A 17698-nucleotide genomic window follows, 5' to 3' on the forward strand; every position below is an offset into this window, starting at 1 on the left:
TATCTAATATATAATGATAGATTTTGAAATCGAAAGGAAAACAACGAGAGGACGGAATATTTCTCTTGTTGTATATCAAAATGGCAAAGTCGTTTTAAAACATCCAGCGCGAGTTCCAAAGAAACAATTGGAGGAATTCATAACCGAAAAAAAAGAATGGATTCTCTCCAAACTCAAAGATCTCCCCAAAGACATTCCTAAAAAATTAAAATTCGCAGACGGGGAAACAACCCATATCTTTGGAAATCCAACAACCATCCATTTAGGTTCAAAGAAAAAAGTTACCTTTCTCGAAAAAACCATTCAGATCCCAAATATTGGTAACGAAGACTCTCGTATTCGCAAAGGGAAACTTGCTTTAAAGGGATTACTTTTAGAGAAAATAAAACCTATTATAGAAAAAACAACATCAGACCTAAACACAAAAGTAACGAAACTATCTATCAAAACAATGCGTTCCCTTTGGGGTAGCTGTAATTCCAAAAACCAGATTTCTTTGAACTTAAGTTTAGTTCATTGCCCAGATTCAATCATCGAATACATTATCTTACATGAAGTAGCACATACCATTGAACACAACCATTCCTCTAAGTTTTGGAAAATAGTCGAATCACAAAATCCAAATTACAAAATTGCAGAGAAATGGCTCAAAGAAACTGGGAAAAAATATATCTATTATCTAAATTAAATGAAAGAAAAAACCAAAGTCCTCTTTATCTGTTTAGGAAACATTTGCCGCTCTCCTGCGGCCGAAGGTGCCTTCCAAAACCTTGTTAAACAAAAAAAAATAGACCATTTATTTGAAATCGATTCTTGCGGAACTTCGGGATACCATGATGGTGACTTAGCCGACCCAAGGACACGAAAAGTTGCAGAAAAACGCGGAATCCATTTAACTCATAAATCAAGAAAATTAAATAAAAAAGATCTAACTTATTTTGATTATTTGTTAGTGATGGATGAGAACAATTTCCTGGATGTAAGTAGTCTAACAAATGATATAAAAATTCAGGATAAAATCATCCTGTTTGGTAAGTTCAGAAGTGATTCAGGTGCACCCATTGTTCCTGATCCGTATTATAAGAACGAAACCGCATTTGAATTGGTTCAGGATCTTGTAGAAGACTGTTCTTCCGGTTTCTTGAATTATTTAGGAGTAGACGAATGTCTCAAATAAAGAAAAAAATCTTAATCGTTGGAGCCGGATTTGGTGGATTACAAGTCATCAAAACTCTCGCAAACCACAAATCATTTGACATCACAGTTGTTGATAAAAAAAACCATCACCTCTTTCAACCGCTTTTATACCAAGTAGCCACTGCCGTATTATCACCGGCAGACATCGCAATTCCATCCAGGTCCATTACCACAAAGTATAAAAATGTAAAAATACTACTCGGTGATGTAACAGAAATTGATTTCAAAAACCGCCAAGTAAAATTCCAAAACAATTCAGAAACCTATGACTACCTAGTCCTCGCAACAGGAGCAAGGACTAGTTATTTTGGGAACAATAGTTGGAAAGAAAAAACATTAGGTCTAAAAAATCTAAAAGATGCTTTAGCAATCAGAAGAAGAATTCTACTTTCCTTTGAACAAGCAGAACTTATCGGTAACTACGAAAAAGCAAAAAGTTTTATGCATTACGTAATCATCGGCGGAGGGCCAACAGGAGTAGAACTTGCAGGTTCCATTGCTGAGCTTTCCCATAATATCATCAGAAAAGATTTTCGTAATATCGACTCTGGAATGACCAAAGTCACTCTCATTGAAGCAGGCCCTAGGTTACTGACTGCCTTTAGTGAAAAGTCGAGTGCCTTCACCAAAGAAAAACTAGAAAGTAGGGGAGTGGAAGTCCTAACTAATTCTCCCGTCTTAGATATTACAGATACAGGAGTAACCCTTAAAGATAGAACCATAGAATCCAAAACCGTGATCTGGGCGGCAGGAGTAGAAGGTTCCGAATTGGCCAAAAATACTTCGATTAACAAGGATAAGGCGAATAGAATCATTGTAGATGAATATTGTAGGACAATTGAATATCCAGAAGTATTTGTGATTGGTGACGCTGCTAATTTTAGCAAAGGCCTCACAAAGCCACTACCGGGAGTTTCTCCTGTGGCGATGCAGCAGGGAAGGTATGTTGCCAAAATCATTGAATCCATCGAAAAGAAAAAATCCATCACCCCTTTTCATTATTTTGATAAAGGGAATATGGCAACCATTGGAAGGACTGACGCTGTAGCTGAATTTGGTAAATTTCGATTAAAAGGAATTTTGGGATGGCTTGGTTGGCTTTTTGTCCATCTTGTCTACCAGGTTGGATTCAAAAATAAAGTGAGTACTCTACTCAGTTGGGTATGGAGTTATTTAACATTCCGAGCGGGCTCAAGACTCATCCAAGAAGAAATGGATGAGCTCTCAGTTCGATCTTAGATAATAACGATTCTTATTTGCTTCTGATACACATTTTTTATACGCCAGCTCTGTATTTCCCACCCATACAGTTCGATTCATCTCTGCATCTCCGCTGGCAATATGTCTTTCAAAAATTGGTGACATGAAGATATAATTTCTCTTCCTTATTTTTTCACACTCTTCTTGGAATTGATCTTCCTTGGAGAATTGTGCACAAGCAGAAGTAAGTAAGAACAAAAGTAAAAAGAATCGAATCACTTAGATTGGCCCAGCAGTGTTTGCAATTCTAATAACTCAGAAGATTGTTCTTTAGAGAGATCTGCCTTGTTTGACTCAAGAAAATGGAGGTCTTCTTCTGCCTTTAACAATTGTGATTGTTTGTATTCTGGTTTGTGGGTGACTTTTAAAATCACTTCTCCCTTATAACCTGTATCACCGTTTGCTTCGAGAATCGTAGCCTTCGCACGTTTTAAATACAAAGGAATTAATTTGGGAACAGCAGTATCTTTTGAATACTCGTCGATCCCAAAACTAAGTAAGGTAATTTTCTTTCGATGGATCGAAGTGGCATCCGCTTTTGATTCACAATCTGACAGACTGAGACAAACACTTTTTGTTTTCGGTTCTGCCAGTAACGACAAATTCAGAAGGGTCAACAAAACAATCAAAAGAAAACGATTCATAAACAAATTTCATAAAAAAAGCAAAAAAGAATCAAGCCTAAATCGAAAAGATAAATGTTTACAATCGGGAGGAATTGAAAAGCCTTAGGCATATGTTGCCGATTTCTATTCGCACAAAATTCCACTCCATAGAAGGAGTTGAATGGGGGAATCCACAAGGGACTCCCATCCTTGCCTTTCATGGTTGGTTAGACAATGCCAATAGTTTTGCACCACTTGCAAAGTTTTTCCCAAATTACCGATTCATTTCCATCGACTTCCCTGGACATGGGAAATCCAGTCACAAACCCGAAAACACAGTTTATTATTTTGCAGAGTATACACTGGAAATTATATCAATAGCGCAAGCTCTTGGATTAGAAGAATTTATTTTAATGGCTCATTCCATGGGTGCCGCAGTTTCTACGTTAGTTGCAGGAACAAACCTTTTAAAAATAAAAAAACTGGTTCTAATCGAATCACTCGGACCCCTTACCAATCTTTCGGAGTCAGCCCCAGACATTTTAGTTGAGGCGATCAAACAAATCCTCCATCCCAGAGGAAAAAAAGAAACCTTCTTCCCCGATATGGAGTCAGCCGTAGCAATTCGAATGCGAGCAGGGGATATGAAAAAAGAATCTGCAGAAATTCTTATGGAACGAGGGATCGAAAAAACCCCAAAAGGCCTAAAGCCGAGAAGGGATTTACGGCTTCACTACAATTCTTTCTTTCGTTACACAGAAGAACAAATTATATCCTTTTGTAACCGCATCGAATGCCCAACATTACTCATATTAGGTGATAAATCAGATTTTCCTATCGCCGAAAAATATAGAAACAGGATCGAAGCGGTAAAAAATATAAAGGAAGTAATCCTTCCAGGAGGACACCATTTACATATGGATTCCCCAGAAGAAGTTTCCTCGACAATCTTAGAATTTTTAGAAAAAGAAACAATTAAGGACACTGAATGAACAAACCTATAGAAAATCCTTCCAAACATGGTTACGAAATCCATCACGACACTTGTTTTGGATGTGGGAAAGAAAACCCATTAGGACTCGTTGCTGATTTCACCTTTCATGATGAAACTGGCGAAGTTAATTTTACCTACAGTTTCAAAAAAATGTATAACGGAGCTCCCGGTTTTGTACATGGAGGGATTCTTTCGACTGTTTTAGATGAAGCCATGGGTGGACTCTGTTTTCATTTAGGTTATATCGTGATGACTGATACCATGAGTTTTAAATTCCATAAAGCAACACCTGTCGAAAAGGAATTACTCATCCGTGCATGGCCCATCAAAAAAGCAAAACGCAAAGTATTACTCGAATGTGAACTTACCTCACTCGATGGAGAAATTCTCTATGTAAAAGGGGAGGGGGCATTCCATATACTACCTCCGCGTTTTTTCTCTGATAAATTAACCGGAGGGAAAATAGCGATTGCGAATGAATTGCTATCGGTAAATAAATTAAAACGCGCACATCTCTTTGATAGGATAGAAACATGAAACTAAAACTTCTCTGCTTACTCATCACAACACTAGTCATCCAATGTTCTGGTGCCTCCATAAAAGACGGGTCAGGTGACCAAGAGTTTGAATTAAAATTTTCTAAAGGAAAATGGACTAGAACCGAACGTTTCAAAAACTCTGGAGGGATTCGTGCCGTCGGAGAAGTGAAAGCGGAATGCGCTGGTGCCAAATGCACCGAAGACCAAGTCACAAAATTTGCTCCAGCAAAAATTAAATCATTACCAAAACATGGTGTTTGGGAAGAATACATCCAATTCGAACAACCAGGTTCCACAGCTGAAAATCCAAAATACAAATCCACACTAGACCAAGTCGGAGAATATGTGGATGGTAAAAAAACAGGAATTTGGAAAAAACCAGATCCTGATAGTCCAGGGAAATTTCTCGCGGAAACCCCGTGGGTCGATGGAAAAAAAGAGGGACTTGCAAAAACTTTTGATAAACAAGGTGTTGTTACTTCTGAAACGAACTACACTGATGATAAAAAAAATGGCCCCTATTACCGAAAGAATAACAAAGGTGAGTGGGTCGAAAAAGGTTCTTTTAAAGATAATGAAGAAGACGGCGAATGGACCTATCACTTTGTAGGTGCTGATGGGAACGGAATCAAAACCAAGGTATCATTTTCTAACGGCTTAAAAAATGGCCAAGAGATCAATTATTACAAAGACGGTGCAGTCGAATCACAAGGATCTTACTCGTCTGACGTACGCTCTGGCTTATGGAAGATGTTTGGATCTAAAGGAAACATTTTAGCGGAAGGAACTTATTCTAAAAAAGAAAATTCTGAAAACTTAGATATTAAGTATGAAAGAACAGGAATTTGGAAAGAATACTATGCCGATGGAAAAATATTCGGAACTGGTTCACGAAAACATACAAGAACCGGCGAATGGAAGTTCTACTATAAAAATGGTCAGATCGGCTACCAAGGCAATATGGCAAACGAAAGTATGTTAGAATCTGCTAAAGTTTATGACAATACGGGAAAAATTCTTGGAGAAGGAAAACTTTTCTTTTCACTCGTAAAGATCGATGAAGAAACCCAAGACTTAAAACTCAATTACAAGCCGAGTATCCCTTATACTTATTTCTATCCTTCTGGAAAAAAAAGAATGGTGATTCGTTCCACTGAAGATGCTACTGAATATTCGGAAGATGGGAGAGAGTTAGGAAAAGGACCTGTGGAACCTCAAGGAAGAAAGATGGGTTGTTGGACCATTGGAGGCAAAACAGAATATTATATGATTGATAAACCAATGCCAAAAATGACTCCATCGCAATGCAAATAAACAAAGAACAAATTACAGAAATATCCGACCAAGTAAAACTACTTCGGTCGGAACTATCCGAATCGATATCAGGGATGGACAATGTAATCCAATCCCTGTTTGTGGGCCTTGTGGCCAATGGGCATGTGTTACTTGAAGGTATGCCAGGCCTTGCCAAAACCCTTGTAGCCAAAAACTTAGCATCCATCATTGATGCAAAGTTTTCTCGGGTTCAATTCACACCCGATTTGTTACCAGCAGACCTCACTGGAACCAATATATTTAACCCAAAAACTTCGTCCTTTGAAATCAGAAAAGGCCCTATATTCACCAATGTTTTGTTAGCTGACGAAATCAATAGAGCACCGGCAAAAGTTCAATCGGCTCTACTCCAATGTATGGAAGAAAGACAGGTTTCCATTGCAGACGAAACTTTTGATTTGGAACCTCCATTTTTTGTGATCGCAACACAAAACCCCATCGACCAAGAGGGAACCTATCCACTTCCGGAAGCACAACTGGATCGATTTTTATTCAAAGTGATTGTCACCTATCCAAAATTTGACGATGAATTGGCCATCCTACACCAACACGGAAGTTTGAACTTCACAAAGAAAAAACCTAAAAAAATCATACAGCCAAAAGAAATCCAAAAGATTTCTGAAATATCAAACCAAGTGTTTGTAGAACCGAAATTACAAAGTTATATTGTAAACCTAACAAGAAACACAAGACCGGAAACTACCATCGATGGTGAATTAAAAAACTTCATTCAACATGGAGTTAGCCCACGCGCCAGCCTTGCTATGTTGAAAGTAAGTAGGATTCATGCACTTCTTGAGGGACGCGACTTTGTAATCCCTGAAGATATCCAACGTTTTTTCTCGGAAATCGTTAAACACAGACTCCACCTAACAATCGATGCCATTAGCGAGGATATCAGCACAGATTCTATCATCAAACGAATCCTATCTGTCACGGAAGTTCCCTAAATGTTATCTCCAGAACTAAAACGGTTACTTCAAGTTTTACAATGGGAAACAAAGAAAAAATTCTCTTCGACGAGGCAAGGTCTCTTAACAATGTCCGAGCGGGGTAGGGGATTTGATTTCAAAGAAGTAAGAAACTACCAATTCGGCGATGATACAAGGTATATCGACTGGAACGTAACTTCTAGAACTGGAGAATTATACACCAAAGAGTTTTATGTAGAACGCGATGCTTCCATTATCATTTTTTATGATAGGAGCGGGTCACTGAATGGGATAAAACAAACCGCCAGTTTTCAAATTGCTCTTTTTTTATCCTTATTCCACATCAAAATGGGAAATCGCATCCTCCTGATTAGCTTTTCCGAAGATCAAAGTAATTCAGCCAAATGGTTAAAAACAGAAACTGATGTTTTCTCCACTTTTGCCAATCTCACAAAACAAAGCGCAGGCGATGGAACGGACTATTCGAAAGCCTATCAATATGCTTTTAAACTTTACCCAAAATTCGCAGTTAGTTATTGGATCTCTGACTTTATTAACTTTTCTGACTATACAGAAAAAAACAAAGTCCCCAAACTTTGGGAACCCATTGGGATTTGGATCAAGGATGAATTGGACAGTATCAAATTCCCATTTTGGCTTCGAATGTTTCAGGAAATCTCAGAAGAAAAAGTCAGTTTTCGTAGTAAAGAAAATACATACACTAAGGACTTAAAAGCAGCGAAGTCATTTTTTGGCGTCAATTTAGTCCAAATCAACCCAACCACAAAACTTTCTAACCAAATCCTACCCTTATTCAAAAGCAAACGAAATGGCTAAGTACATTTTAATATTCTTATTCTCTTCCGTTTCGGCCTTTGCTGTACCGAAAGAGATGGTTTTGGAATCCGATATTTATGTCGGAGATACGGTCCACTACCAAGTCGAATTAACAGAGACAAACGAATCTAACTTGGATTTACAGGAAGGGGAATTCTATGAAGATGACAACCTACCTTCTTACAAAATTTTTGGCATTGCGAAAGAAGAGTCAAAAATAAAAGCCTCTCTTTTGTTTTTCAAACCAGGAGATTATATATTGCCTGTTACTTGGGAGGAAAACGGTGAAAAAAAAGAATCTACTTTTTTAATCAAAGTCAAATCACAACTCATTGGAATTGAAAATGATATCGAAGATATAGAGCCTCCCCTCCAGTTTTCGGGGCCTTATTTCTTTCGTTTGTTCATTATCTTATTCATCACTGCCATCAATGTTTATTTATTGTATGCTTTATACATATATTGGAAATCGAAACCAAAGGTCATGGATGCTCTTTGGGAAAAACAACCTGTGTTGGAAGAAACAACCAAACGCCTCCATACCATAGAAACCTATTTGCAATCAGAACCAATCCATGAAAAAGATTTGGCTTTTAAAATCAGTGAATATTTGAAAGAAGTATACTCACAAAAACTAGAAAGGAACCTGTTAGGAAAAACAGACTCCGAATTTTTAGCAGAATTGTCCGATAGAACTCATATCGAAGATTCCCTCCTTCGCGAACTACGCATCTATTTCAGAAACACAAAATACGATGACAACCCAACGGAAATCACAAAGGAGACAGCAAATTCTATTTGGGAAAAAATCAAAAAGGACTTTGAATTATAACTATGGATCAGTTCCAAAGACCTTATCTTTTATTTTTCATCATCCCATTCCTTTTACTCGGAATTTACCAATGGAGAAAAAAACCATTGGGTGCTATCCTACTCATTCAATCTGACCGCTTCCAAACTCCGACTACCAACTTTTTCTTAAAATTACGAGCTCTATTCTTAAGACTAACCGAAGTTTTGTTTTATATAGCCGCTGTGTTTCTCATCATTGCTGCGGCAGGTCCTGGAGAAAAATACAGATTAACACCTGATGTTACTAATGGAATTGATATCATGATCGCCCTGGATATTTCAGGTTCCATGGTCAATTCATATGATTTTTTACCAAAAAATCGACTCACCGTATCGAAAGAACTACTCAGAGAATTCATTCAAAAACGTTTGTATGACCGAATTGGAATTGTATTGTTTGCAGGAGCAGCTTACCTACAATCACCTCTATCAAACGATCGCTATGCGTTAGACGAACTCATCACCGATACCTCCGATGAAGATATCACGGAACAAGGAACGGCAGTTGGGGATGCTTTGGTATTGTCCACATACAGGCTGAAAAATTCTACGGCAAAATCAAAAATCATCATACTGCTAACCGATGGCGTCTCCAACACAGGAAAATTAGATCCGGAAACCGCGGCATATGCCGCCAAAGCCTACGGAATCAAAGTCTATTCTATAGGAATCGGGAAAGAACAAGGACAGTATGAAGTTAATTACGAATCCTTAGAGGCCATTTCCGCAAACACAAAGGGACGCTTCTTTCGTGCAGAATCTCCCGAAGTATTACAAGAGGTGCTAAACGAAATCAATGGATTAGAAACCGTGGATCTCCCATCCAAACCAATGGAAATTCACGAAACCCATTTCCCCTCCGCAGTTTTAGTATTTTTTATCTTACTTGGAATAGTGGCTTTATTTATGATCTACCCACTCACAGAAAAGCTATGATAGATATAGATTCGATAGCAACGGTTGGCATAACTTCCATATCCATTTGGATTTTAGTAATCTTAGGGAAGTTGTATCTCAACCTTAAAGCCAATCATTTAAAAAAAGAACATCCAAATTTAAAAAATAGAATCTATACAGCGAATACAAAGCTCTATCTGACAAGACTCACCTGCCTCTTACTTTCCCTAATCCTTGCCTTCTATTCTCTATATAAAGTGAAATCCACGGAAGTGGAATCCTTAAAGGAATTTGAATCTGCCGATGTTCTATTTGTTGTCGATGTCAGTCTTTCTATGAACACAATCGATGTAAGACCCAACAGGCTCAAACGATTCCAAGATTTAGCCCTACGAATTTTGACAAGTCTTAAAGGAAACCGAATCGGTATTGTTGTTTTTGCCGGACAATCTTTTTCCTTCTGCCCTTTAACATCTGATATCACCGCCGTATCCGATTACATACAAGCATTAGGTGTAGAGATGGTGGGTGCAAAAGGAACAGACCTCGCCATTGCTCTCGAAAGAGTAAACAAAATCAGAAAGAAAAACAATCATATCTCCTCACAAATCACTGTGATTGTTTCCGATGGAGAAGACCACGAAAATCAAAATTTGCCAAAGGTTACAGGCGAGGTGATGGTTTGGGGGATTGGCACTGAAGAAGGTAGTGTAATTGAATACCGTGACCCTGGAACCGGGAAGGGAGGGTATGTGACTCTGGATGCTGGCTTATCCGATTCTCCAATGGCACCCAATTTGGTAGTTTCTAAAATAAATGGAGAAAAATTAAAATCCCTTGCGGATCAAAACAATGGAACTTACCACGATGTTTCTTTTCAGGCAGATGGCGCCTATGCTTTGTTAGATACAATTCAGACCGTAAAAAAACAGAAAATACAAATGATCGAACACTTCAAAAATGAAGATGGAGCCCATCCATTTTTAATTGCTGCCTTTGCTTTTTTATTTTTAGAACGAATCCTAAATCTATTCGTACAAAAAATCCCCAAAGGAATTTATACATTTTTTCTTATTCTAATATTTTTCGGATTAGGTCGCTTAGAAGCATGGGAGTTAGACCCAGGAGGCAACTCCATTGAGCGGGGAGTCAAATCCTATCATAGCAAAAACTACAATGAAAGCCAAAAGGAATTTGAAAAAGCAAAAGAATATATCCAAGACGACCCAAGGTTATTGTACAATGAATCGGCTTCAGCTTACCAACTGGGTCAGTACAAAGATGCCATAGGACTCTCAGAAAAAATTCTGGCCCATCCCAAAGCGGATCCTGATCTCAAGGCAAAGGCCAATTTTAACCTCGGGAATGTTTATTCAAAGCTAGGTGATAAAAAGAAAGCATTACAATCTTATACCAAAACTCTAGAAATCGATCCTGACCATCTTTCCGCAAAAAAAAATATTGAACACTTAACCAAAAAGAAAGACCAAGGGCAAAACCAAAATCAGAAAGGAAATGAGTCCCTACCTGAACCAGAAAGAAGGAATCAAAAAGAAAACCAAAAACAAGAAAAGTCGGATGCAGAACGAATTTTGGATCCTCTTTCACAAGACTCCATCCTAAAAAACAAAAAAGGAGGTTCGATTGATAATGAAAAGTTTTGGTAAACTTGCAGTCCTTATCCTTCTACTTTACCTCATTCCACTCTCTGCCATGCTTTCTTCTGAAGTAGAGTTTCAATTTTATCCAAACGAGTTTTCTCTCGGAGAACATGCCAAACTAGAAGTGAAAGCGCACGGCGAAAAAATTTTCCGAGCCATCCAAACCAATATTAAACAAAACGGAGTTCGGATTCGATTTGTCGGCAGTGGTACCGAAACACAAATCATCAACTTCAAAGTTTCCAGATCACAGATATTAAATTTCTATGTGGATACGGAATCAGAAGGAACCTTTAAACTTCCAGAAATTTCCGTAGAATACGACAACAAAATCTATAAATCGCCATCCACCCAGTTCAAAGTCAGCAAAAGAAGTAAACATTCACAAAACCAATTCTTCGATCCTTTCCCTATGGAAACCGACGAAGTACCTGCTGACGAATCCCCAGAAGTATCTTTCCATACAAACAAATCCGTTTTTTACAAAGGGGAACCTATTGTTGGTTATTATGTACTTTATTATAATGGATACAGACAACCTTTCCTAGAAAGAGATCCAAACCAATCCATTTCATTCCCTTATTTTCTATCAGAAACACTACGACAAGTATCCGTACAAATTGAACCAGAAGTCTATAGAAACAATATCCCGAAAAAAACATTAGCTTATGATAAAGAAATCTATGGATTAACAGCAATTAAATCAGGGAGATTTCAAATCGGAAAAACTAAATTCATCTCTGGTGATAGTTTGCGATTCAATTCTCTCCAAGAGACAGTCAACACAACTCCAGCAACTGTGACAGTCCTTGACCTCCCACCAACCAAATCAAAAGAATTCACTGGAGCCATTGGCAATTTTAAATTGAACCTAACCAACTTTCCGAAAGAGGTTCACAAAGGGGAAACTGCCTATTTTGAAATTACAATTGAAGGGGAAGGTGGATATGAAGGGATCAGCCCGCTACCAAAACCGAACTCAAACATCCAATTCATTTCCCAAACCAGAAATAAAACCTTTCAAAAATTAGATTCAGGCGAATACGGATTTTATTCAGTGGTAAAGTTTCTTTACGGATACCAAAACGAATCCATCAGCAAAGTACAACTCGAACCCTACCAGTTCCATTTTTTTTCTTTAAATGAAAACCAATACAAAATCATCACTATTAATTTCCCCGAGCTCTCCGTACTTCCTGAAATCAAAAGGAATCCTCAAGTAGCAGCGAACCATAAAAAGACACCGAGTGCTCCTCCTATTTTTCTTCTAGTTTTCCTTGCCGTATTGGGTGTTACCTCCTATATAGGATATAGAAGGTATGTATTTCACAAACAGTCTCAGGAATTGATAGAAATGGTCCAAAGCTTTGGGAAAAAAAGAAATGTCTTCCTTTCAGACTATCTAGAAAAAAAAGAAATTTCAAAAGAAGACAGTCAGTTTATTGTAACCCTTTTGGGAGACTTTGACCTACAAACAGCTCAAAAATCGTTCCCAAATTTACCCAAACAAGAAAGAACCAAAGCCATTATCATCGCTAAACAATTAAAAACAAAGGAATAACATATGTCAGCCGAAGAATCAGGAAAAATAAGCGTAGAAACGGAAAATATCTTCCCTATCATCAAAAAATGGTTGTACTCGGAGAAAGATATTTTTTTGCGAGAACTCGTATCCAATGCGAGTGACGCGATTACAAAACTAAAAAAAATTTCTTTATCCGAAGAATTTGAAGGTGGGAACGAATACAAAATTGATTTAAACTTTGATGTAGAAACAAGAATCCTATCCATCGAAGACAATGGTGTGGGAATGACCACAGAAGAAGTCAAAAAATACATCAATCAAATTGCATTTTCTGGTGCTACTGACTTTGCAAAACAATACCAAAACGCCGAAAACAAAGCAGAAATCATAGGCCATTTTGGACTTGGGTTCTATTCTTCTTTTATGGTTTCCAAAAAAGTAACCATCGAAACAAAATCATACAAAAAAGGCCAAACGGCTGTTTTATGGTCCAGCGAATCCGGAACCGATTTTACTATCTCCCAAATAGAAAAAGAAACAAGGGGAACCAAAATTTCCCTTCATCTCGATAGTGAATCCGGCGAATACTTAGACAAATGGAAACTCAAAGAATTAATTAAAAAATATTGTGACTTCTTGCCAGTAGGGATTTATATACAAGATGAAAAAGCAAATCGCGAAAAACCATTATGGTCCGAAGAACCTGCAAAAGTCACTCCAGAGGACTATAAAGATTTTTATTCGTATCTATTCCCTTTCTCTGGGGAATCTCTTTTCCATATCCATTTAAATGTAGATTATCCATTCCGTTTACAAGGAATTTTGTATTTTCCCAAACTCACACATGAACTAGAAGCATCAAAGAATGGAATCAAACTTTTTTGTAATCATGTTTTCGTGAGCGATAACGCAAGCGAACTCATTCCACAATTTCTAACCATTCTCAAAGGAACCATCGATATCCCAGACCTCCCACTGAATGTTTCCAGGTCTTATTTACAAAACGATCCACTAGTAAAAAAGATCTCCAACCATATCATCAAAAAAGTAGCCGACCGCCTCATTGATGATTTCAAAAAGAATCGAAGCAAATATGAAGAAAATTGGAACGATATCTCTTTATTCGTAAAATACGGAGTTCTAACGGATGAAAAATTTTATGATGCTATGAAGGATCACCTGATTTTTAAAAATTCCGAAGGTGGGTATTCTACAACTTCCGAATATTGGGAAAAAAACAAAGAAAAGAACCAAAACAAAATCTTTTATGCCAATGAAACGGAGATGGGTTCCGTTTATATGGAACTGTTAAAGTCACAAGGTCTAGAAGCACTCCTCGTTGATTCCAAAATTGATTCCCACCTCATCCAACACTTAGAAACGAAAAACCCAGATTGGAAATTCCAAAGAGTGGATTCCGAAATTGCAGACCAGGTTGTGGACAAAGAAGCTCCGAAAGACTTGGTAAATGAAGACAACAAAACGGAATCCGACAGAATCCAAAATTTGTTTCAATCTTCTTTGCCAGCAGAAGGAGTCGAAGTAAAAGTCGAGGCCTTAAAATCTTTAGATGTTCCGGGGGTCATTCTTTTGCCAGAGTTTATGAGACGAATGTCAGAAATGAACTCGATGTTAAACCGGGAAGACACAAAGAACATTTTAAGATCACATACCCTTATGGTTAACTCGAAATCTCCATTAGTAAAATCCGCCTTACAAGCGTTCGAAGGTGTAAACCCAGAAAAAGGGAAAAAATTGGCAAGGATCATTTATGACCTCTCACTCCTTTCCGCCAAGGTGATGGACGAAAAAGAAGTATCCGAGTATACCAAAAGAACAACGGAATTTCTCCAGGAGATTTTTTCTTAACTTAGACAAAACCCTATAGAATGATTTGGCAACGATTCCTCTTTTTGGAATTGTTGCCATGTGATCCAGATTTGTATAACAAGTCGCCTTAGTTCATTACCAGTTGTAGTTGCCTACAAAAAGGGATACTTTGAAGAATTCGGCGTCAAAGTCACTCTCCACGTCAACACACACCATAAAGCAATTATGCCCTTACTGGACGCTGGTCGAGTGGAGGCAGGGGAAGTCCCCACGATTGCTTACTTACAAGATAGTTTCTTAAAAAAATCCAAACTCAAACGCATCTATAAAGGGATCTATCTCTACCATTCTCCATTATCATTCTATTCTCGGTTCCAATTCAAACCAGAAGACCTCACTCGAAACAAAGCATATATATTACCCGTTCCACACCAATATTCTGTAGAAAGACTCTATGCAGAAAAATTTTTAGAGGAGTATGCTCCCAAAAATCCTGTCAAAGTTCGCTACGTTGACACCCCAGGTTTTTTAGAAGAAAAAGAATTTTTAAAACCATCATGTCTTGGTCTTGTCTCTGATCCATTTTCAAGTCCCTTTCTTAGAAACTTTCAAGATTTTGCAAACACACTCGAATTACCGATTCTAGAAACCAAATCTTTTTTCCCATCCACCTTACTAGCATTTAGTGGTGATGCTGTTTTAAAAACAGGAAGGGAAATCTCTGGTGTACTTCTTGCTGTCAAAAAAGCCATAGACCTTTTACAAAACACAAACCAATTGACTACAGGAAATTTATGGGAAGACTTACAACTTTCTCATTATTACCCACATCTTAGAGTAGGGGAAACAAAAAACCTACTCAATGCACACCCGCTGTTGCAAAAGGGAGTTTTCTCTTACAAGGGAGACGAAACAACACTCAACCCACTCCTAAAAGATGTGTATTTCCGGCTTATCCGACGGGTCATACAACCAGAAGCTGTAAAGTCAGCTCTCGACTTTGATGAAATTCTTTCTGCCCTAGAACCAAAAAAAGTTTTTGATGTTAGGAAACTGAGTAGTTTCCAAGAACCCGCAGAATCAAAACTCCATGCTCCATCCCAAATCAATTACAGAAAACTCAATGCTGTCAGACATTTAATCGTCGATGTAAACTCAGTTGTTTTGGACATTCTGCAAGGAAACTATAACTCCAGAATCAACTCGGATGAAACATTACAGTTAGACAATCGAGTCAAAGTTCTCGTAAACTCCATGTTAGATTCTTTTAACGCAAAAATGGAACTACAAAGAGAAGAGATCACTGAACTCGAAAATTTAATCTCCATTTTAGAAATTAAATTGGACCGTTCCGCCGTGGATCTCCAATACTCGGAAGAAAAATATCGCTATCTATTCGAATTTTCCAGAGAAGCCATCGCTCTTGTGGATGCGGATACAGGAAGTATTTTAGAAGCAAACCACCAGTTCCGATCGCTCACCAGTTACACTCGTGGTGATATCACTAAAATGAATATTGAAGATATTATTTTAGGAAACCAAGTATCCAACCAACTCCGGTTTGGTTCCGATCTATCTTCTGATACCATGATGTCCCTTCCCGATGTCGAAATTCTCGCAAAGGATGGGAGTAAACTAGAAGTGGACATTAGTTTTACATCCATTTTGCTTTCTCCAAAAAAACGTTACCAAGTACAATTCCGACCGAACTCGGAGAGAAAAGAACAAGAACGCTTGCAACACGAATTTATTTCCAATGTAAGTCATGAACTCAGAAGCCCTATGACAAATATCAGAGGATATTTGGAATTTTTTAAATCCGATACTTCACTACCATTTAACACCGAACACAAAAATATGTTGGAAGTTATCGATAAAAATGCCAAAAGACTTAGCTTTCTAATCGAAAACTTACTAAAACTAACCACATCCCGGGAAAAAGATAAGGAAGCCGAAGTAGTAGAAATTTTTGATCCCGTTGCCGTCATAGAAGATGTCATCCACATGAACTCTCACCTGGCAAAAGGAAAACCTATCGAGTGGGACCTCTCACTCAAAAAAGGTTTTTTTCTAAGGGGGATCAAATTTGAATTTTCGCAAATCATTACCAACCTCTATGTGAATGCTCTGAAGTATACATTCAAAGGAAAGATTGGTATCTCCATCCGAGAAACCAATGGAAAAATTGAAATCACTGTCGAAGACACAGGGATTGGAATTGATCCTAACTACAAAAACCAAATTTTTGATCGGTTCTTTCGCATCCCATCATCAGATAATAAAAAAATTGGTGGAACGGGCCTTGGACTCTCCATTGTCAAATCCCTCGTGGACAAAATGTCCGGTGAAATTTCTGTAGATAGTACGATGGGAGAGGGAAGTAAATTTACCATCTACTTCCCCAAAGTGAATATTAACGTTTAGAAGTTTTTTTCTTTTTCGGAATTTGTTTTTTCTTCGGTGCTGGTTTCGAATTGTTTTTGGAAGACAGATCATTTGGTTTCAATACAACAAGGGAAGGAATATTTTTTTCCTCCAGATGCATCTTAGATAATAGTAAAGACAATTCCAACATCTCCCGAGTCCCAAGCAAATGCATCATATCCAATGCTTGGTTCATCCCCAACTTTTTAAAAATGGTAAGCGCTTGGGAAACCCCAAAAAATTTGATGAGTATTGGGAGTTCTTCGAGACCGCGTTGTTTGATCCATTTTTTACAATCCGCAACGGAAAGTTCGCTAACAAGTTGAATGATAGGCCCTACATGAATCTCATTCACAAGCCAAAGAAAATCTTTCATCGGAATTTCTTTGAGTAGAGCAATGGATTTTTGAATCCCTAAAGTTTTTAAAATTTCGACACTGGTTTCTTTACCCAAAGTTTTGGCAAGTAAGCCCACATCATGAGGAGGAATGCTCCGAGACACAAGAGCCAAATCTGCCATTGGTAAAGAATGAATAAAATAAACTAAATCATCGTCCTCATTCTCTCGGATCATCTCCACAAGAATTTTCTCAGGGATTTGTTTTACGAGTTCAACCACCGTATCTTCACTTAACTTTTGTGTGAGTACAATCAGCCTCTCTTTAGGAACCTTTCCCGTGAGCGAAAGTAACTTTTCGTAACCCAGATTCTTCAAAATCTGGAAGGATTTTTTGGGGCCCAGTTTTTCTAAATACTGGTAAACACTTTGGATTGTAACGAGAACTTCTTTCATTTGCCCCAACTTTGGAT

At 37.9% G+C, this 17698-nt stretch carries 17 protein-coding genes; 14 read left to right on the forward strand and 3 right to left on the reverse strand.

Annotation, left to right across the window (positions count from 1 at the left end; all coding sequences use genetic code 11):
- Positions 1 to 13 precede the first annotated feature (13 nt).
- From JWG41_RS09655 to JWG41_RS09665, 3 genes are read left to right on the forward strand one after another with little or no spacing between them, the layout of a single operon-like run.
- Positions 14 to 688: a M48 family metallopeptidase gene (locus JWG41_RS09655; RefSeq protein ID WP_205269719.1), complete on the forward strand. Its 675-nt coding sequence runs from the start codon at positions 14 to 16 to the stop codon at positions 686 to 688.
- Positions 689 to 1177: a low molecular weight protein-tyrosine-phosphatase gene (locus JWG41_RS09660; protein ID WP_205269720.1), complete on the forward strand. Its 489-nt coding sequence runs from the start codon at positions 689 to 691 to the stop codon at positions 1175 to 1177.
- Positions 1165 to 2436 carry an NAD(P)/FAD-dependent oxidoreductase gene (locus tag JWG41_RS09665; protein WP_205269721.1) on the forward strand — a complete coding sequence of 424 codons (1272 nt, stop codon included), beginning with the start codon at positions 1165 to 1167 and terminating at the stop codon, positions 2434 to 2436. The genes JWG41_RS09660 and JWG41_RS09665 overlap by 13 nt, the downstream gene beginning before the upstream one ends.
- Here the strand turns inward: JWG41_RS09665 and JWG41_RS09670 are convergent.
- Both JWG41_RS09670 and JWG41_RS09675 read right to left on the reverse strand, forming a co-directional pair.
- Positions 2422 to 2562: a hypothetical protein gene (locus tag JWG41_RS09670; RefSeq protein WP_205269722.1), complete on the reverse strand. Its 141-nt coding sequence runs from the start codon at positions 2560 to 2562 to the stop codon at positions 2422 to 2424. The genes JWG41_RS09665 and JWG41_RS09670 overlap by 15 nt on opposite strands.
- A gap of 110 nt (positions 2563 to 2672) precedes the next feature.
- A complete protein-coding gene (locus JWG41_RS09675) occupies positions 2673 to 3101 on the reverse strand; it encodes a hypothetical protein (RefSeq protein WP_205269723.1) in 429 nt (142 codons plus the stop codon).
- A gap of 92 nt (positions 3102 to 3193) precedes the next feature.
- Between JWG41_RS09675 and JWG41_RS09680 the strand changes: the two genes are divergently transcribed.
- From JWG41_RS09680 to JWG41_RS09730, 11 genes are read left to right on the forward strand one after another with little or no spacing between them, the layout of a single operon-like run.
- The gene (locus JWG41_RS09680) at positions 3194 to 4054 is read left to right on the forward strand and encodes an alpha/beta fold hydrolase (RefSeq protein ID WP_205269724.1); all 861 of its coding nucleotides are present in this window, start codon (positions 3194 to 3196) and stop codon (positions 4052 to 4054) included.
- Positions 4051 to 4593: a PaaI family thioesterase gene (locus JWG41_RS09685; protein ID WP_205269725.1), complete on the forward strand. Its 543-nt coding sequence runs from the start codon at positions 4051 to 4053 to the stop codon at positions 4591 to 4593. Before JWG41_RS09680 ends, JWG41_RS09685 begins: the two co-directional genes overlap by 4 nt.
- Positions 4590 to 5909: an LIC20035 family adhesin gene (locus JWG41_RS09690; RefSeq protein ID WP_205269726.1), complete on the forward strand. Its 1320-nt coding sequence runs from the start codon at positions 4590 to 4592 to the stop codon at positions 5907 to 5909. The genes JWG41_RS09685 and JWG41_RS09690 overlap by 4 nt, the downstream gene beginning before the upstream one ends.
- Positions 5900 to 6880: an AAA family ATPase gene (locus tag JWG41_RS09695; RefSeq protein WP_205269727.1), complete on the forward strand. Its 981-nt coding sequence runs from the start codon at positions 5900 to 5902 to the stop codon at positions 6878 to 6880. Before JWG41_RS09690 ends, JWG41_RS09695 begins: the two co-directional genes overlap by 10 nt.
- Complete coding sequence (locus JWG41_RS09700; protein WP_205269728.1) at positions 6881 to 7699, forward strand: DUF58 domain-containing protein; 819 nt, start codon at positions 6881 to 6883, stop codon at positions 7697 to 7699.
- Positions 7692 to 8531, forward strand: a complete 840-nt coding sequence (locus tag JWG41_RS09705; protein WP_205269729.1) for an LB_053 family protein — start codon at positions 7692 to 7694, stop codon at positions 8529 to 8531. The genes JWG41_RS09700 and JWG41_RS09705 overlap by 8 nt, the downstream gene beginning before the upstream one ends.
- 2 nt (positions 8532 to 8533) lie before the next feature.
- A complete protein-coding gene (gene batA / locus JWG41_RS09710; protein WP_205269730.1) occupies positions 8534 to 9487 on the forward strand; it encodes a VWA domain-containing protein BatA in 954 nt (317 codons plus the stop codon).
- Positions 9484 to 11115: a VWA domain-containing protein BatB gene (gene batB, locus JWG41_RS09715; RefSeq protein ID WP_205269731.1), complete on the forward strand. Its 1632-nt coding sequence runs from the start codon at positions 9484 to 9486 to the stop codon at positions 11113 to 11115. The genes batA and batB overlap by 4 nt, the downstream gene beginning before the upstream one ends.
- On the forward strand, positions 11099 to 12670 hold the full coding sequence (locus JWG41_RS09720; protein ID WP_205269732.1) for a BatD family protein: 1572 nt from the start codon (positions 11099 to 11101) through the stop codon (positions 12668 to 12670). The genes batB and JWG41_RS09720 overlap by 17 nt, the downstream gene beginning before the upstream one ends.
- A gap of 3 nt (positions 12671 to 12673) precedes the next feature.
- Entirely contained in the window at positions 12674 to 14503 is a 1830-nt protein-coding gene (gene htpG, locus JWG41_RS09725; protein ID WP_205269733.1) for a molecular chaperone HtpG, read from the forward strand.
- Between the two features lie 60 nt (positions 14504 to 14563).
- Positions 14564 to 16888, forward strand: a complete 2325-nt coding sequence (locus JWG41_RS09730; RefSeq protein ID WP_205269734.1) for an ATP-binding protein — start codon at positions 14564 to 14566, stop codon at positions 16886 to 16888.
- Here the strand turns inward: JWG41_RS09730 and JWG41_RS09735 are convergent.
- Complete coding sequence (locus JWG41_RS09735) at positions 16878 to 17681, reverse strand: hypothetical protein (protein ID WP_232373904.1); 804 nt, start codon at positions 17679 to 17681, stop codon at positions 16878 to 16880. The two genes, JWG41_RS09730 and JWG41_RS09735, sit on opposite strands and share 11 nt — an antisense overlap.
- Between the last annotated feature and the right edge of the window lie 17 nt (positions 17682 to 17698).

Origin of the sequence: Leptospira chreensis (assembly GCF_016919165.1) — a bacterium.
In the GTDB taxonomy this organism is placed as follows: Bacteria; Spirochaetota; Leptospiria; order Leptospirales; family Leptospiraceae; genus Leptospira_A; species Leptospira_A chreensis.

Excerpts from the sequence above, each read along its gene's own strand:
- JWG41_RS09720 (WP_205269732.1), top strand. The coding sequence starts at position 11,099 with ATGAAAAGTTTTGGTAAACTTGCAGTCCTTATCCTTCTACTTTACCTC.
- JWG41_RS09685 (WP_205269725.1), top strand. The coding sequence starts at position 4,051 with ATGAACAAACCTATAGAAAATCCTTCCAAACATGGTTACGAAATCCAT.
- batB (WP_205269731.1), top strand. The coding sequence starts at position 9,484 with ATGATAGATATAGATTCGATAGCAACGGTTGGCATAACTTCCATATCC.
- JWG41_RS09705 (WP_205269729.1), top strand. The coding sequence starts at position 7,692 with ATGGCTAAGTACATTTTAATATTCTTATTCTCTTCCGTTTCGGCCTTT.
- JWG41_RS09690 (WP_205269726.1), top strand. The coding sequence starts at position 4,590 with ATGAAACTAAAACTTCTCTGCTTACTCATCACAACACTAGTCATCCAA.
- JWG41_RS09700 (WP_205269728.1), top strand. The coding sequence starts at position 6,881 with ATGTTATCTCCAGAACTAAAACGGTTACTTCAAGTTTTACAATGGGAA.
- JWG41_RS09695 (WP_205269727.1), top strand. The coding sequence starts at position 5,900 with ATGCAAATAAACAAAGAACAAATTACAGAAATATCCGACCAAGTAAAA.
- JWG41_RS09670 (WP_205269722.1), bottom strand. The coding sequence starts at position 2,562 with ATGTCACCAATTTTTGAAAGACATATTGCCAGCGGAGATGCAGAGATG.
- JWG41_RS09665 (WP_205269721.1), top strand. The coding sequence starts at position 1,165 with ATGTCTCAAATAAAGAAAAAAATCTTAATCGTTGGAGCCGGATTTGGT.
- batA (WP_205269730.1), top strand. The coding sequence starts at position 8,534 with ATGGATCAGTTCCAAAGACCTTATCTTTTATTTTTCATCATCCCATTC.
- JWG41_RS09655 (WP_205269719.1), top strand. The coding sequence starts at position 14 with ATGATAGATTTTGAAATCGAAAGGAAAACAACGAGAGGACGGAATATT.
- JWG41_RS09660 (WP_205269720.1), top strand. The coding sequence starts at position 689 with ATGAAAGAAAAAACCAAAGTCCTCTTTATCTGTTTAGGAAACATTTGC.
- JWG41_RS09675 (WP_205269723.1), bottom strand. The coding sequence starts at position 3,101 with ATGAATCGTTTTCTTTTGATTGTTTTGTTGACCCTTCTGAATTTGTCG.
- JWG41_RS09680 (WP_205269724.1), top strand. The coding sequence starts at position 3,194 with ATGTTGCCGATTTCTATTCGCACAAAATTCCACTCCATAGAAGGAGTT.
- htpG (WP_205269733.1), top strand. The coding sequence starts at position 12,674 with ATGTCAGCCGAAGAATCAGGAAAAATAAGCGTAGAAACGGAAAATATC.
- JWG41_RS09735 (WP_232373904.1), bottom strand. The coding sequence starts at position 17,681 with ATGAAAGAAGTTCTCGTTACAATCCAAAGTGTTTACCAGTATTTAGAA.